The organism is Bacillus bruguierae, assembly GCF_037104725.1.
GTDB lineage: Bacteria > Bacillota > Bacilli > Bacillales > Bacillaceae_G > Bacillus_A > Bacillus_A bruguierae.
In genome coordinates this window covers 185134-201432 of the sequence record NZ_JBAWSX010000003.1, presented here as the reverse complement: position 1 = coordinate 201432, position 16299 = coordinate 185134, and the positions used below count along the sequence as shown (strand labels likewise).

Genomic DNA, 16299 nt, shown 5'->3' with positions numbered 1-16299 from the left:
CTCCTTACAATCAAATGTATGGGGGATTTTATCATTATAGTTTTCTTAATATTCAATTTATTATTCTTACAAATTATGTTACGATCTATACAGCAAACAAATTTAGAAATAGAAGGTAGATTTGTAAGTGGTATGGATTTTTCCAAGTGGTTAAACAACGAATTTATACCTAGTAATCCAGATAAATCTTGGATAAAAGAAGTATCTTCTAAAGCTACAAAACAAGCGATTATGAACGGAGAAAAAGCATTTAAAAACTTTTTCAAAGGACTATCTAAATTCCCTAAGTATAAAAAGAAGAAAAAGCAAGATGTAAAATGCTACTTCCCTAAAAATAACAAAACAGACTGGACGATTGAAAGACATCGAGTGAAAATACCTACTCTTGGCTTTGTAAGATTGAAAGAGTAAGGTTATATCCCTAAAAACGCCATTGTGAAAAGCGGGACAGTTTCTCAAAAAGCAGGGAGATATTATGTATCCATACTTTGTGAAGTAGAGGAAACACAAGTAAAACCAAAGCTAGAAGAAACAGGATTAGGGATTGATTTAGGGATTAAAGATTTTGCTATTTGTAGTAATGGGGAAGTTCATGAAAACATTAACAAAACAGGAAAAGTAAGAAAGCTAGAAAGAAAATTAAAACGTGAGCAGCGCTCTTTATCGCGAAAGTATAAAAATCTAAAAAAGAGAGGTGAAAAATCTGCTACTAACAAAAGAGCGAATATAGATAAAAATATTCTTAGAGTACAAAAATTACATGCGAGTGTGGAAATGAAATAGATAGAGATTTAAACGCATCCATCAACCTTTTACAAGCAAAAGAATATACCATACTAACTTATATATGTACGGTGGGCTACATCGGAATTAACGCCTGTGGAGAACCATATAAACCAAAGTAGCAAGATAGTAGCGAAATGGGGTTCGTAGAAGCAAGAAAACTCTAAGAGTATACATTTGTATATGTTTTTAGTAGCAGTTGCATTGCGCATGCCTAAAAATCGGCTCTGGTTCTCTCGAATGATTATTGTTGTGATGTTTGTAATCATTTCATGGGGACTATCTACATTTTCTTTATTTACACAACAGGAGTTTAGAAAATTCATAGGCTGGGGACAATACACTGACTATGAAGTAGATCGGGCACCACAACTACCAGCACCACATGGTGACCCAACAGAAATTGAAAGCGATGATAACGATAAAGAATCCCCAATTCAAATGTCGTGGAAGGATAAGATTTTAGATAAGATTTTAGATACTATTAATAAAACCATTCAAAATAACAAAAAATCATGGATAACCATCATAATTATCACATCAACTATCATTCTTGCTTTCCTATATTTCAAAAAGAAGAAATCAGCCGAATCCATTTCTAATGTATATTCTATACAACAAACTCACAAAGAAACTACTACAATAGCAGATGAACATAACAATGACATCCATTCGATTCACAATGAAATCCGACTAGAACTAATAAAATGGGAAAAAAAGCTCCCCAAACATAACAAAAGAAAACCATGTGAGACCTTGCAGCAGTGGCTATTAAGGCTTAATAAGCCAACAAATATTATACCGATCTATGAAAAAGTCCGTTACGGAAAAAAGAAATATTCAACTAGTGATTTAGAATCAGTAAAACTTTGGACAAAATAATAATAGGAGCACACCAGATATATCGGCGGAAATGATACATTTATCGGCGATTCGACAAGGTATAAAGACCTTACGACAACGTTCAACATGCGAATCGCCCATTCACTAGAACTGGATCACACCGAAAAGTGGACTTTTTTGGTCAATTTCATTTCTTTACCACTCCTAAAACTTCACAAGCTCCATCCCACTTGGAAGCTTACTCTCTGTTAAAATACGTAACTCTTCAACACGCTTCATGACATAAGACGAACGTTTCACCAGCTCTGCATCTATATAAGCTGGATGCACCATAACTTCAACGGTTATCCCGTCCTGTACACGCCCATTTAGTTTTGTAAAGTAATCGCTCGTTACACCATCTCCGTAAAAATCGTGAAAAAACACATCAGAAAATGGGCGTACTGCACACTCTTGTTCACAGCGGCGCACCGGAAGATGATATTTCTCTGCTAATCGCTCTAAGACGTCATGCAAAATTGGCAGTGCGTGAATGTGATGATGACTATCAAGATGCGTCGGTGTTAAGCCATATGATAAAAACTTTTCAATTTGCGCGGCCCACTCTCGCTCGGCGTCATATGGATCTATCCTTCCTTCCCACACGGTACTTTGCGAATGAAACGAACCATCTTTTTTCACAAGAGAGAGTACATCAGAAAGAAGCGGTTTTCCTGCAGTTAATACAAGATGCACACCAACTCCAAGCGTCTTATATTCCTTCGCTAGTTGCACTGCATGTTCTACCCCCGGCATATTCATCATCATCGTTGTAGAATTAACAAGCCCATTCACGTGCGCGTCAATAATACCGTAGTTTACCCCTCGTGTTAATCCGAAGTCATCTGCGTTTACAATTAATTGAATCATTACGTCCCCTCCTATATACATCTATTTTAATTCTTCAATAGATACTTTCCTGGTACACAACACAAAAAGTCACCTACACTTATTCCCTACATTTTTTTCACATGACACGTGGCAGAAAAAGGCCCTGACCGCTTCTACACGCGGCCAGTCCCTCTCGACCACCTAAAAAAGAAAGGGGTTTTTTCAATTTGAATTCAAACTGAAAAAAAGCGAGCTGAACTGCGCCGCTTTTAGTTTTCCACTTTCTTGAAAAATTGCGGAAGATACTCTTTATGAGCTTCCAGCATTTCATCTAACATTTGTTTTGCCACTTTATCAGATGGGACAAGCGGATTAATCGTCATCGCCAGCAGCGCTTTATGATAATCACCTGTTATAGCTGCTTCAATTGTTACACGTTCAAACGATTTAATTTGTTGTACTAAACCACGAACTGGTACCGGTAAGTCCCCAACCGCAATCGGCTTTGGGCCATCCTTTGTAATGACGCAGTTTACTTCAACAGCAGAATCAGCTGGTAAACTTGCGATTGTACCATTATTTCTTGTATTTACAGGCTGAATATCGCCTTTATTGTTGTAAATAGACGTAATTAAGCTGCATGCAGCATCACTATAATATGCTCCGCCGCGTTTTTCTAGTTGCGGTGGTTTACTATCTAAATTCGGATCTTTATACAGTTCAAACAGATCATTCTCTAGCTTCTTCACTACTTCTGCACGTGTACCATTTTCCAGTGACGCTTGCTTTTCTTCTTCTAACATTTCGCGTGTTTTGTAGTAATAACGGTGGTATGGGCATGGAATTGCACGAAGCGCGCGAATGAAATCGGGTTCCCAATCAAGCATTGCAATATTTTGCATCGTAATTTGTTTCTCTGGATCTGTTACTAATTCCAGCACACGGTCCATGACGCTCACACCATCTAAATAGACATCCAATCCATACACCATATGGTTTAAACCCGCAAAATCAACATGTACACGACTTGGATCTACATCGAGAATCTTTGCTAATCCCATATGAATCCCGATCGGAACGTTGCATAACCCGACAACCTTTTGAATGTTTGTATAGCGAAGAACAGCTTCTGTTACCATCCCCGCTGGATTTGTAAAATTAATTAACCATGCGTTTGGACAAAGCTCCTCTATTTCTTTACAAATATCTAAAATAACAGGAATCGTTCTTAAGCACTTAAATAAACCGCCAGGACCATTTGTCTCCTGGCCGATCACATCATATTTTAACGGGATGGCTTCGTCTTTTCCGCGCGCTGCTAATAACCCAACGCGAAATTGTGTTGTAACAAAGTCCGCATCTTTTAACGCTTCGCGGCGATCTAGTGTAAGATGAATATCAATTGGAACTCCTGCTTTTTTCACCATACGCTTTGCTAAGTTACCAACAATCTCTAACTTTTCTTTTCCTTTTTCCACATCAACTAACCAAATTTCACGAACAGGAAGTTCATGATAGCGCTTAATAAAACCTTCAATTAACTCCGGTGTATAACTAGAGCCACCGCCAATTGTTGTAATTTTTATTCCACACATACTACACGTTCCCCTTTCGCATTGATTTTTTTATAACTAGAAAGTTTATTCAATGTAGTACTGTAATTTCTATTTTTTCTCCTCTTGCTTCTGATTGTATGAGCTCATATTGGAAATGATGCGCTTCATTCATCGTTTCCCGTGCTTCTTCAGCTAAAGCAATTAAAAAGTACGCCAAGTGCTTTTCACACCTGGCGTACTTTTTTCTCTTTTCTATTTAAGCTGATTATTTAAATTCTCAATCTTTTTCTTCCAATACATTGTCATTGCAAACCATATCATGAAGTAAATGATAATAAAGCTTCCTACGCAAATGAGAATGGCACTTACATGATTAGGAACCCATCCCATCCATACTGCCGCTGGAAGAAATGTTCCTAGTAATATAATGAAATGAATGATTGTTTGTTTTAACAGGCTCCATTCTTCCCTCTCAAAAACAAAAGAAGCAACAGAGAAGATCATCCCAATTATATTTGCTGCAACAAGTTGAATTAACAATGTCCTTATCTCTATTGTCTCCATCCCATTCGCATAACCGATCCCCAAAAATAATAAGCTATAAAACATCGCCATCCCCATACCAGCTGCCAACTTTGCACCTATTCTATCCATCATCATACTAACCTCCTATATTCAAAACTTCTTTAATAAGCGGAACATATTTTCGCGAAACGTACTCTTTCATCCCATTTGAAAAATGAGCACACATGCTGCCACTAAACGACATTTCAAAACTTTTCACATGCTTTATATTTGCAATTGTCGATTTTGAGAACCTAACAAATCCTTCTCGCTGTAAGGCACTCTCTAATTCATACAACCGGTGTTTTACTTCAAGGTTTCCTTTTGTCGTTTGGGCAAATACCTTTCTGCCTTCCGAATAGAACCAATATATTTCCTTAAACTCCAATAAATAAAACTGCTGATCTTCTATTCCAACAATTTGCTTGATCGTCCCCCCTTCTAATATTTTCAAAATGTGCTGAACATCTTCAGTCATTTCTTTCGTCCTTATCACGATTTCTAGTTCTTCATGTGCTGGGTCTAAATCAATATGAACCTTCATATCGCCCCCCCTTTACTACTTCATTTTTACATAAATGTGGAAAAAATAAATGGATATGTACATAAGTGGTCCAGTTATTTGTTTAACTTGTCATTTTCAATACATAAAAAAGACCTTGCACCCGCAAGGCCTATTTTCTATCTAACATCTTCCTATATAAATCAACAAACTCACTCGCTAATTCCTTCATTGTTATAGCATTCATAAGGTGATCCTGCGCATGAACGAACAGTAACGTAAGTTCGACCCGTTCGCCGCCTGCCTCTTGTTGAATCAATGTTGTTTGTAAGCGATGCGCTTCCTTTAACTCGCTGTCTGCTTCTTGCAATTTTCCGTCCGCTTCGGAAAGTTTTCCTTGTTTTGCAAATTGAATTGCCTCCATCGCTGAGCTTCTCGCATTTCCCCCATGTAAAATTAAATGAAAAGCCGTTGTCTCTATCGTATCCATTTCCCTCTATTGCTCCCCCTTTTCTTCTGCCAACTTTTGCTTATCCCACATTTTTAAGAACGGGAAATAGATGAAAAAAGCTAAGCAGAAGTTTACTAACTGCATCACAACACCTGAAATCTTACCGCCCGTTGCTAAATAGCCGCTAAACAGAATCGGTGTTGTCCACGGTACAGCTGCGCCGCTTGGCCGCGCCACAAATCCCCATTCCATCGCAAAATAAGTCACAATCGTTAGAACAAGGGGAACAAGGATAAATGGAATCAGAAGAAGGGGATTTAACACAATCGGCATTCCAAATGTCACCATCTCATTAATATTAAAAATACCTGGTCCAATAGATAGCCTGCCCAAACTTTTTAATTGCTGACTTCGTGCAAATAGTAACATCGCTATGACAAGTGCGAGCGTTGCACCAGAACCACCCATATAAATCCATAAATCAAAGAATTGCTTTGTAATTGTATTTGGTACTTCCTGCCCAGCTTGAAAGGCGACGCGGTTTTGATCCATTAATGAGAGCCAAATTGGATCCATCACTCCGCCAACAATGGCCGCTCCGTGAATCCCGCATGCCCACAATAATTGAATAAGAATAATCGCAATCACAGCTCCAAATATACTAGCACCCAGTGTGCTAAGCGGCGCTTGTAGCAATTGTCCCACAATATTATGAATACTTCCAAATGAAGTGTGTTCTAGAATTAACCGTAAAATCCATACTACAGTAATCACAACAAAACCAGGAATCAGTGCAACAAACGAACGCGACACTGCTGGTGGTACTGTTTCTGGCATTTTAATCACAATATTTTTCTGTATAATAACGCGGTATATTTCTGTAGATATAAGTGCTAAAATCATCGCCACAAATAAACCTTGGCTGCCAGTAAGTACAGTTGGAATCACACCTTCTACTAAAATACTTTCCTTCGTCGTTTCTGCAATATGTGAAACTTGAAATGGTGTTGCTAATAAGAAAGATACAAGTGACAACGCCCCTGATGCTAATGCATCTACTTTATACTGTTCTGCCAATCTGTAAGCGATTCCAAAAGTGGCGATTAAAGACATAATATTAAATGTGGCACTTACCGGATACCCTAATGCTTTTTGCCAGCCCGATCCAAATAAATTGGCCATAAAATCATTATATCCAGGTATCGGCAACGCACTAATAATTAAGAAAAAGGATCCGATAATTAAGAAAGGCATCGTTAAAATAATTCCGTCTCGAACAGCTTGTAAATGACGCTGCTCCGCGATTCTTCCTGCTACAGGCATAACGTATCTCTCTAAAAATCCCGTCATCCTCTCCACTCCCCTTATGCCTTCATTGACAATGCTGCTTGTAACACCGCTTCCCCATTACAAAGTCCGTAGTGTACAGATTGAATGACATTCACGGGTACACCTTTTTCTTTACAGAGCTCTTGCATTTTCGGTAATAGATAGCGCACTTGCGGGCCGAGTAATAATACATCTGCTTCATCAATATGATTACGCACTTCCGACCCAGATACAGCCCAAATTCTAGCTTCTATCCCTTGCGCCTCTGCTGCTTTCTCCATCTTTGTTACAAGCAAACTCGTTGACATGCCAGCAGCACAGCACAGCAAAATATTCATATGACGCCCCCCTTTCTCATTAGCTCTTATAGCTCCCCATAAGGTTAAGCTAACCTATATATATGTCTAGGGGAATTCTCATATGACGAGCATATGAACAAAAAATTCTCTATGCTACATTCGCTTTCTCTCACTTTCTTTATCATTAAGTGAAGCTTCCATCAAGAAGGACTTACTATTTTGCAAATAGCATTAAAAAACAGCAAGTAGCCATTACTTGCTGTTTTTAACGTGCCTCGTTAAGGTACCAAACATCACCATACAAAAAAGGTAACCTTTTCAGATTACCTCTTTTCCTTTATTGCTATAGAATGAAGTTATCCAATCACTAAGAATGGATTTTACACACTCTCTTTTGCCGGCCGATATAATGCTTGTACGAGACGATCATATTCACGCCTTGTAATTTCTTTATTATATAGCTTTAACAATAAATCTTTATGCTCTTTCGAAAATGCCATTTTTTTAATGATTTCTGGATACATGAAAACTTTCCCCTCCGTTTCATGAATAAGACTAAATCCAGTAAACATTAGCGTTTCTGACTTGTATAGTTTGTAAAAACCAAACAAATAGAACTTATGTTCGCATAAGAATTATAAAATATTTTTCTTCAAAGTACAATTCTAAAATGTTAATTCTTCTTTTTATTTATTCCCTGAACATTTCAACATTATAATATCATAATCTTCCCTAAAGTACATACATATTTTTTGTCACTTTTTTGAATAAATTTTCCATAACGGTAAGAAAATAATGGCAAAAAAGAAGAGGAGTAGGCATATGGATACTGTTACATTATCACGCGCTTTCTTTGGATCATCGTTAGCCTTCCATATTATTTTTGCAACGCTAGGAATCGGTCTTTCCTTAATGATTTTTATAAGCGAGGTATTATATCACTGGAAAAAGGACCCCGATTACTCTGTGATGGCAAAAAGATGGACGAAAGCATTTGCGATTCTTCTTGGTGTTGCCATTCCAACAGGAACAATTGTGGGCGTCCAAATTTCCTTACTTTGGCCTGGCTTTGCGAAGATTGTCGGACAAGTCATTTCCGTCCCATTTCAAATTGAAATTTTTGCCTTCTTCCTAGAAGCATTGTTCATGTCCATTTATGTGTATGCTGCAGATAAATTACCACCATTTATGCGATTAATATCGCTCTTTTTTGTGATGTTCGGGGCAACTGCATCTGCTGTACTTATTACATCAGCAAATACATGGATGAATACACCAGCGGGATTTTCAATGGCTGCAGACGGTTCAGTCTATAATGTCGATCCTTGGAAAGCCTTTTTTAATCCAAGCTTTTTCACAAGCTCCATTCATGTTGTCATTACAGCTTATGCAACAGGAGCTGCTGTCATCGCTTCGATTGCCGGGTTTAAATTATTAAAACGAAATAAAAGTGCACAGGAGATTACCTATCATAAAAAAGGATTATATTTAGGTTTAATCGTCACATTTATTACAGGCGCAATTATGTGGCTTTCTGGACATGAATCTGCGATTGCCTTGCATGAGCACTCACCGGAGAAATTAGCAGCAGCAGAAGCATTATTTCAGACACAGTCACATGCACCGCTAGCCGTTGGAGGCATTCTCGATCCAGAAACAAACAAATTAAAATACGCAATTGAATTTCCAAACCTGCTCAGTATGTTAGTCGGTCTGTCTCCAAATACAGTTGTAAAAGGATTAAATGAATTTCCACAAGAAACGTGGCCGCCTTTTTACACACATCTATTCTTTGATTTAATGGTCGGAGCGGCTACATTTACATTCGCCGTCGCTGCAATTGCACTTGGATATTGGTACTTCATTTACCGAAAAAAAGGAGGACAATTGCCAAAATGGATGCTTTGGGCCATTGCGGCTTGCGGTCCGATTATGCTTCTTGGCATTGAATTTGGCTGGATTTTCAGCTGCAGCGGCCGGCAGCCTTGGACGATTTACGGTTTTCAACGGACGACAGATGCTGCCACGCGCGCCGATTTCGTCGGACCATTATTCATCGTATTTGTCATCCTTTATATTGCACTTGGTGCTTTAACTATTTTCGTATTACGAACATTCTTTAAACGTCATCCATTAAAGGCCGACTTACAAACGAACAGGGGGGATTCACATGCATGAAGCAAGTATCGCTATTATCATTCTCTGGGCTGTCATTTTTGTATACAGTATTTTAGGCTCAATTGATTTCGGAGCTGGCTTTTGGGGGATGGTATACGCAAAGCATCCAACACTTGCTGGAAAACTTGCGAATCGCTACTTGTCTCCAACGTGGGAAGTTACGAATACATTTCTAGTCTTTGTCGTTGTCGCGTTTCTCGGCTTCTTTCCAAAGGCTGCATTTACACTTGCAACAGCAATGTTTGTACCTGTTACCTTAATTCTCATTCTCGTTACCATTCGCAGTACCTTTATGGTGTTCGCTTACTCTGTGCCAAAGTACGAGCGTGTACTGCGCACGATTTCAGGCATTACAGGTCTATTAATTCCAGCTCTCTTAATTACAGTTCTCCCTGTAACAGAAGGAGCTTTCATTACGACTGCTAACGGGAAAGAAACGCTACTATATGGGAAGTTATTATCAAGCCCGGTCGTATATTGGTACATGCTCTTTGGCTTAACATCCGAACTCTTTTTATCAGCACTCTTTCTCGCTGACTTTGCTAGCGAACAAGGATCTCAAGATACATATCGTCTCTATCGAAGAAATGCCATCTTACTCGGCCCTGCCACGCTTGTCACCGCTATCATCGCACTTGTCGTAATGGAACCGGAAACACATTGGCTCATGGATGGTTTAATTAAACAGTTCCTATGGTTTACAATCTCAATTATCTTTTTTATCATTGGCTATTCCTCACTTTGGTGGACGAACAAAAAACAAGGAATACTAGGCTGGCCGCGTATCGCTGTTCTTTCTGTTGTTGCCCAGTATGGATTTGCAAGCTATGCTTACGGCGTTGCACATCTTCCGTATATTATTTACCCAGAAGTGACCGTGTTCACAAGTTTTACAACGACAGAAACGTTTTATGCACTGCTCGTCCTCTATGCAATCGGGATCGCAATTTTATTACCAGGATTCATCTTCTTCTGGAACTTATTCTTGAAAGATCGATCATTTTTAAAGTGAAACGAACGGTTCACTACAGAGGCTGCCGATATATCGACGTTATTTGTGATATATCGGCGTTTCAACAAAATATAAAGTGAAACTTCCACTCGCTCCCGCCCGCCTAAAAAAAGAGTTTTTTGTCGGTTATATAATAAAAATACTTAGTCAAACATCATCTACCACGAAATAAGTAGCATATTTCTCTCCACATTTACCTACCAAAAGAAAATTAGGTAGATGCACGTAGCAACTTTTCTCTTATAAATACCTAATAGGCACATACTGGATATGCGCCTATTTTCATTCAATATTCCCTATATGCTATGTCTTTTCCCTAAAGTATCAAACGCCCATATTTACAATAGTTAGTGTAATGCCTCAAGCCTTCTTTTAACAATTTGAATATAATTAAGTAGAAAGTCTCGGACAAGTTGAAATCCCCTTGTTCAAACTAAAGAATCAAGAAGGGTAGGCTAGCTATGGGTATTGAAATTTGGATTACGGTTTTCGTTTTTCTCCTCACCATGCTCATCATCTTCTGGCGGCCAAGAGGATTAAATGAGGCATGGCCAGCTGCAGTTGGAGCGGGGATTATCATTATTACCGGGCTCGTATCACGCAGTGACATTGCAGATATCATTGGTAAAATTGGCGGCGCCTCTATTACCATTCTGGCCACAATTGTTATGGCTGTTATATTAGAAAGTTTTGGTTTCTTCCACTGGGCAGCGGCCAGGCTCGCAAACTTAGCAAAAGGCTCCGGGCGTCGTCTATATTGGTACATTCAATTACTCTGTTTTCTCATGACATTGTTGTTTAATAACGATGGTAGTATTTTAATAACAACACCAATTTTAATTTTGCTTCTGAAAAACCTCCAATTAAAACCACATCAACAAATTCCATATTTATTAAGCGGCGCATTAATTGCAACTGCTTCTAGTGCTCCAATTGGCGTTAGTAATATTGTAAATTTAATTGCACTAAATATCGTTCATATGACACTCTATATGCACACAGCGATGATGTTTGTACCTGCAACGTTAGGGCTCCTCTTTATGTCATGGCTCATGTATATGGTTGTGAAAAAGAAATTACCAAAAAAACTACCAACATCCGCTTATGACATTGAAGAAGTCTTTTTCACAAAACAGTTTCACCCATTAAAAGGGACAGATTCTATTGATACAAAAAGCAAACGCTCCAAATTTATGTTAAAAGTGTTACTGTTTGTCTTTCTTATGCGCTGTCTCCTTTTCGTTGCCTCATTCTTTGCAGTTCCGATTGAAATTGTTGCCGTAATCGGCTCTCTCGTTCTGCTCCTATGGAGATGGTATTATTTACGAACAAATCCAGTCGATATATTAAAAAAGACACCGTGGCACATTCTCGTTTTTGCTTTTTCCATGTACGTTATTATTTACGGACTCCATAACGCTGGATTAACAACTTGGCTTGTGCAAGTATGCGAACCGATTGTGAATCAAAGTTTATTATACGCAAGTTTTATCATGGGCGGACTCGTTTCAATTCTATCAAACATTTTTAACAACCATCCTGCCCTAATGATTGGAACCATTACCTTAACAAAAATGGGATTAGATCCTATTACCCTCAAAACAATCTACCTTGCAAACATCATTGGTAGCGACATAGGATCATTGTTATTACCAATCGGTACACTTGCATCTCTTATTTGGATGCATATCCTAAAGCAAAATAAAATTAAAATAAAATGGAAAGATTACTTGAACGTCTCCTTAATTGTCATTCCACTCACCACAATCGTAACCCTCTTTCTCTTATTCTACTGGGTACAGCTCGTCTTTGCTCGTTAACTTATCAAACGAAACAAAATCCCCCTGCTCTCGCTCAGCAGGGGGATGATTATCTATATTAGGTTAGGTACACGTGATCATAGATTGAAAAGGTGTTCAGAAAGGCACTTTCTACATAAATCTATTTAAAACCCTAGCACACAAAACAAAGCAGGCTCTCCACTTGCCTTCTACCTTTGTTTTATATCGCACGGGGCAGAATAAGGCACTGACCGCTTCTATGCATAGCCAGACGCTCTCGCCCACCCCTAAAAAAGGGATCTTTATGTCGGTTTTTCAATTTGCATTTATATACTTCAGGTTTTTCATTTCAGTCTTTCTACTCATCTATATAACTGACTACCTGCTTCTTTAAACTCTTCTGCTTTTTCTTTCATACCTTTCTCAATTGCTTCTGTTGTTTCTAAATCATTCTCCTTCGTATACTCACGAATATCATGCGAAATTCTCATACTGCAAAACTTTGGACCACACATAGAGCAGAAATGCGCTGTCTTTGCTCCTTCTGCTGGCAATGTTTCATCATGGTATTCCATTGCACGCTCAGGGTCTAATGATAAATTAAATTGATCACGCCAACGGAATTCAAAGCGCGCTTTTGAAAGAGCGTCATCGCGCTGATGTGCTGTTTTATGACCTTTTGCAAGGTCAGCAGCATGCGCGGCAATTTTATACGTAATAACACCTTCACGAACATCATCTTTGTTTGGCAGGCCAAGATGTTCTTTCGGTGTTACATAGCAAAGCATGGCTGTACCGAACCAGCCAATCATCGCTGCACCAATTGCCGAAGTAATATGATCATAACCAGGTGCAATGTCTGTCGTTAACGGTCCAAGCGTATAAAACGGTGCACCGTGACAAATGTCGAGTTCTTTATCCATATTCTCTTTAATTAAATGCATCGGTACATGTCCTGGCCCTTCAATCATCACCTGAACATCATGCTTCCAAGCAATTTTCGTAAGTTCCCCTAATGTTTCAAGCTCAGAAAATTGAGCTTCGTCGTTTGCATCCGCAATTGAACCAGGGCGCAATCCATCTCCTAAAGAGAAGGAAACATCATACTTCTTCATAATTTCACAAATTTCTTCAAAGTGTGTATATAAAAAGTTTTCTTGATGATGGTATAAACACCACTGCGCCATAATCGAACCGCCGCGTGATACAATTCCTGTTACACGCTTTGCTGTAAGCGGAATGTAACGAAGCAGTACACCAGCATGAATTGTAAAGTAGTCTACTCCTTGCTCTGCTTGTTCAATTAGCGTATCACGGTATACTTCCCACGTTAAATCTTCGGCAATTCCGTTTACCTTTTCAAGCGCTTGATAAATTGGCACTGTTCCAACTGGTACAGGAGCATTTCGTATAATCCATTCACGCGTCGTATGAATATTTTTCCCGGTAGAAAGGTCCATAATTGTATCAGCACCCCAGCGCGTTGCCCACGTCATCTTCTCAACTTCTTCAGCGATAGATGATGAAACAGCTGAGTTCCCAATATTCGCATTTACTTTCACATGGAAGTTACGGCCAATAATCATTGGTTCTGCTTCTGGGTGATTAATATTTGCTGGTAAAATAGCGCGGCCTTCAGCGATTTCCTTCCGCACAAACTCCGGCTCCATACCTTCGCGAATTGCTACATATTCCATCTCCGGTGTGATGATCCCTTTACGCGCATAATGCATTTGCGTAACATTTGCCCCGTCTTTTGCACGGAGTGGCTTCCGTCCCATTTGCGGGAATACAGGCGTATGTGTAGACGCTGCTTTCACCCCATCATCTTCCGGCTTCACTTCACGACCTTCATACTCCTCTACATCTCCTCGTTCCACAATCCATGAGCGGCGCGGCGCCTGCAATCCCTTTTCTAACTCCACTTTGTAATTCGGATCTGTATAAGGACCGCTCGTATCATATACACGAATAGCCGGGTTTGGCACACCATTTGTATCGCTTTGTGCAATCTCACGCATTGGTACTTTCATGCCTTCACGCGTACCTTCTACATATACTTTCTTGCTTCCTGGTAAACTTGACTTCAACTCAATTTGCTCAGCTGAAACAGATTGTTTCATCATTTTTTCCTCCCCTGTGTCTTCGCTTTTCTTTAGATCCAGTTTCGCCTCCTAACCCCTTCCGTCTAAGAACCTTCCGCACGAGAAAACAAAAAGCGCTTTCTGTGCGAAAGAACCTTAGCCGACGGGTCTAAACAGTCGGCTCCACCTTTCTTACGACAAGGACGAGAACTAGCGGCTAGCAATGCCCAAATAAAAAAGCCAGGCCCATAATAAAGAATAGGACCTGGCAACATAAGACATTGTTATGTAAAGCCGACAACTTCCCTCCGCTGGTACGAACCAGATCAGGTCCAAAGGGTTAAGAAGCTTCAACACGCTTCTCTCTCAGCCCAGCTCTCTTGGGCACCCCTAGTTTATCACTGATTAAATTTTTACTACGCTCCTATCATACATCATTGTCTAACAAATGCAAAGGTATTTACATTTTTTCTTTTTCACTCAAAAAATAGTTATTTCACTTAGTACAAGCCGAATCCACACTTCATACATATATAATATAAGTTGGTGTAGGACATACGTCTTGTACGGACATTTCGCTTTAAGAACGGGGGTGAAAGAGTTGCTAAACCTACAATCTACTATAACCATACTCACTTTTCTCGTAACTATGCTTATCATCTTTTCGCGACCAAAAGGAATGAATGAAGCGATTCCAGCAACAGTTGGAGCAATGATTGTCATTTTAAGCGGTGCCGTTTCTTTTACCGACTTAGGTGATATTAGCTCAAAAATTATTGACGCTGCCATAACAATTATGGCTACCATTGTCATGGCAATCGTACTAGAGAGTTTTGGCTTTTTTCACTGGTGTGCCGTTCAACTTGCGAAAAAAGCAAAAAACTCTGGTATTCGTCTGTTTTGGTATACAAATCTTCTATGCTTTCTCATGACATTATTCTTCAATAACGATGGTAGCATCTTAATTACAACTCCCATTTTACTGCTTTTGTTACACCATTTACGACTTACACATAATCAAAAAACACCTTACTTAGTAAGCGGTGCGCTCATTGCTACTGCCTCAAGTGTACCGATTGGCGTAAGCAATATTGTAAATTTAATCGCCTTAAAAATTGTTCATATGGATTTATACATGCATACAGCAATGATGTTTGTACCTGCCACTTTAGGTCTCCTCTTTATGGCGTCCCTATTATTCCTCACCTATCAGAAAAAATTACCAAAAACACTCCCGGTCTTACCGATACATTTAGATGAAAATTTCGTAAAAAAATCCTTTCATCCTTTGCAACCACGATCCGAGGTAGCTGAAAATCGGAAGCGAACACGATTTATGTTTAGAATTCTATTATTTGTTCTATGCGTTCGTATCAGCTTGTTTATCGCATCATACTTTCAATTTTCCATCGCCATCACAGCAGTCATTGGCTCTATTATTTTACTCGGTTGGAGATGGTACAAACTGCGCATCCCACCGATTGATATGATTAAAAAAACACCTTGGTATGTGTTAGTTTTCGCATTTTCTATGTACGTAATTGTATACGGACTTCATAACATCGGTTTAACTGAACTGCTCGTTACAAAACTTCATCCACTCATCACCAGTAGTTTATTTCATGCAAACTTTATTATGGGAGGCTTAATCTCTGTCCTCTCTAACATTTTTAATAACCATCCTGCCTTAATGATTGGTACAATCACTCTTACCGAAATGGGGCTAGATCCTATTACATTGAAAACGATTTATCTTGCAAATATCATCGGTAGTGACATGGGTTCACTACTACTGCCAATCGGTACATTAGCAACTTTAATGTGGATGTTTATTACAAGGAAAGGAAAAGTAAATATCACCTGGGGCACGTATATGAAAGCCACATTCCTCGTCATTCCGCCAACTGTCATTTTCACGCTATTTTGCTTATATTATTGGGTTACATTTATCCTGCATTAACGGGCAGTAAGACCCCCACTGACGGAAGTTTCACTTTATCTTCGCAGCTTAAAAGTTAGAAGAAAAAACGTATGTAATTACAAGAAG

The 16299-nt window shown here is 39.1% G+C and carries 14 protein-coding genes, 2 pseudogenes and 1 riboswitch; of the genes and pseudogenes, 6 read left to right on the top strand and 10 right to left on the bottom strand.

The window, feature by feature from the left end:
* Positions 1-75: 75 nt before the first annotated feature.
* A pseudogene (locus WAZ07_RS07650) lies at positions 76-765 on the top strand (RNA-guided endonuclease InsQ/TnpB family protein); the annotation flags it as partial.
* Between the two features lie 201 nt (positions 766-966).
* Positions 967-1665 (top strand): hypothetical protein, encoded by a 699-nt coding sequence (locus WAZ07_RS07645; protein ID WP_336471968.1) that lies wholly within the window; start codon positions 967-969, stop codon positions 1663-1665.
* Between the two features lie 165 nt (positions 1666-1830).
* On the opposite strand, the gene chbG is transcribed toward WAZ07_RS07645, so the two are convergent.
* The 9 genes and pseudogenes from chbG to WAZ07_RS07600 form a co-directional block, all read right to left on the bottom strand.
* A complete protein-coding gene (gene chbG, locus WAZ07_RS07640; RefSeq protein WP_336471967.1) occupies positions 1831-2535 on the bottom strand; it encodes a chitin disaccharide deacetylase in 705 nt (234 codons plus the stop codon).
* Positions 2536-2765: 230 nt separating this feature from the next.
* Positions 2766-4091, bottom strand: a complete 1326-nt coding sequence (locus WAZ07_RS07635; RefSeq protein ID WP_336471966.1) for a 6-phospho-beta-glucosidase — start codon at positions 4089-4091, stop codon at positions 2766-2768.
* A 55-nt stretch (positions 4092-4146) separates the two neighbouring features.
* A pseudogene (locus WAZ07_RS07630) lies at positions 4147-4239 on the bottom strand (PTS lactose/cellobiose transporter subunit IIA); the annotation flags it as partial.
* 65 nt (positions 4240-4304) lie between these two features.
* Positions 4305-4709, bottom strand: coding sequence for a DUF3021 domain-containing protein (locus tag WAZ07_RS07625; RefSeq protein WP_336472106.1), 405 nt, complete (start codon positions 4707-4709; stop codon positions 4305-4307).
* 4 nt (positions 4710-4713) lie between these two features.
* Positions 4714-5160: a LytTR family DNA-binding domain-containing protein gene (locus WAZ07_RS07620; protein WP_090918026.1), complete on the bottom strand. Its 447-nt coding sequence runs from the start codon at positions 5158-5160 to the stop codon at positions 4714-4716.
* 130 nt (positions 5161-5290) lie between these two features.
* Positions 5291-5608 (bottom strand): PTS lactose/cellobiose transporter subunit IIA, encoded by a 318-nt coding sequence (locus tag WAZ07_RS07615; protein ID WP_336471965.1) that lies wholly within the window; start codon positions 5606-5608, stop codon positions 5291-5293.
* Positions 5609-5614: 6 nt separating this feature from the next.
* Complete coding sequence (celB, locus tag WAZ07_RS07610) at positions 5615-6919, bottom strand: PTS cellobiose transporter subunit IIC (protein WP_336471964.1); 1305 nt, start codon at positions 6917-6919, stop codon at positions 5615-5617.
* A 14-nt stretch (positions 6920-6933) separates the two neighbouring features.
* A complete protein-coding gene (locus WAZ07_RS07605) occupies positions 6934-7236 on the bottom strand; it encodes a PTS sugar transporter subunit IIB (RefSeq protein WP_336471963.1) in 303 nt (100 codons plus the stop codon).
* A 341-nt stretch (positions 7237-7577) separates the two neighbouring features.
* Positions 7578-7721, bottom strand: coding sequence for a hypothetical protein (locus WAZ07_RS07600; protein WP_242216789.1), 144 nt, complete (start codon positions 7719-7721; stop codon positions 7578-7580).
* Between the two features lie 298 nt (positions 7722-8019).
* On the opposite strand from WAZ07_RS07600, the gene WAZ07_RS07595 reads away from it, so the two are divergent.
* The 3 genes from WAZ07_RS07595 (at position 8020) to WAZ07_RS07585 (ending at position 12207) form a co-directional block, all read left to right on the top strand.
* On the top strand, positions 8020-9375 hold the full coding sequence (locus WAZ07_RS07595; RefSeq protein WP_336471962.1) for a cytochrome ubiquinol oxidase subunit I: 1356 nt from the start codon (positions 8020-8022) through the stop codon (positions 9373-9375).
* The gene (locus WAZ07_RS07590) at positions 9368-10387 is read left to right on the top strand and encodes a cytochrome d ubiquinol oxidase subunit II (RefSeq protein WP_336471961.1); all 1020 of its coding nucleotides are present in this window, start codon (positions 9368-9370) and stop codon (positions 10385-10387) included. Before WAZ07_RS07595 ends, WAZ07_RS07590 begins: the two co-directional genes overlap by 8 nt.
* A gap of 461 nt (positions 10388-10848) precedes the next feature.
* On the top strand, positions 10849-12207 hold the full coding sequence (locus WAZ07_RS07585; RefSeq protein WP_336471960.1) for an arsenic transporter: 1359 nt from the start codon (positions 10849-10851) through the stop codon (positions 12205-12207).
* A gap of 323 nt (positions 12208-12530) precedes the next feature.
* On the opposite strand, the gene thiC is transcribed toward WAZ07_RS07585, so the two are convergent.
* Positions 12531-14291, bottom strand: coding sequence for a phosphomethylpyrimidine synthase ThiC (gene thiC / locus WAZ07_RS07580; protein WP_336472105.1), 1761 nt, complete (start codon positions 14289-14291; stop codon positions 12531-12533).
* A gap of 247 nt (positions 14292-14538) precedes the next feature.
* A riboswitch (TPP riboswitch) is annotated at positions 14539-14654 on the bottom strand.
* 199 nt (positions 14655-14853) lie between these two features.
* Here thiC and WAZ07_RS07575 point away from each other — a divergent pair.
* On the top strand, positions 14854-16212 hold the full coding sequence (locus WAZ07_RS07575) for an arsenic transporter (RefSeq protein WP_336471959.1): 1359 nt from the start codon (positions 14854-14856) through the stop codon (positions 16210-16212).
* Positions 16213-16299 lie beyond the last annotated feature (87 nt).